Annotated in this window: 1 pseudogene; it reads right to left on the reverse strand. The window is 49.4% G+C overall.

Annotation, left to right across the window (positions count from 1 at the left end):
- Positions 1-563, reverse strand: a pseudogene (locus MUW49_RS20885) (IS4-like element ISApu2 family transposase); the annotation flags it as partial.

A 563-nucleotide genomic window follows, 5' to 3' on the forward strand; every position in this document is an offset into this window, starting at 1 on the left:
TAGCCCAGATCAAGCCTTCCGCTATCGCTTTTTGTCGTGTCGCGAACGCCTTCAACCGGTTATGTGATTTCAGCTCTTTGAACAACAGTTCGATCTGCCAACGGCAACGATACAATGCCATCACCTTCTCGGCTGGCCATCGCTCACGCGGAAGATTGGTCATCCATATACAGAACCGTTTTTCCTCTGCAAACCAACGTCTTATGAGTCGATATTTATACTTTCCCGAACTCACATCCAGATCCAGAACCTCGGCTCTGCAGCTTCTCCGATCGATATCCTTGAGCTTTTTTCCGAGTAACTTGGGCATTTCCCTGCCGTCCTGTCGGTAAGCTGCCTGTACTTTGGGATTGAGATTTTGACTCCCTCTGACCAGATAGCTTCCTTTGGCTTTGGTCACATCAGCAAAGTACTCGCGGCTGATGTAACCGGCATCCGCCAATAACAGTTTGTTATTTAACGAATTTGCGGCCGGAAGATGCTTGCGCTCCGATTCGGTATCCGCCGTGATACTCATCGATATCGGCGACTGGTCCAGCAAGGACATGGTCATATGACACTCT

The organism is Aeromonas sp. LsrichE-8G, from assembly GCF_022869435.1.
GTDB lineage: Bacteria > Pseudomonadota > Gammaproteobacteria > Enterobacterales > Aeromonadaceae > Aeromonas > Aeromonas caviae.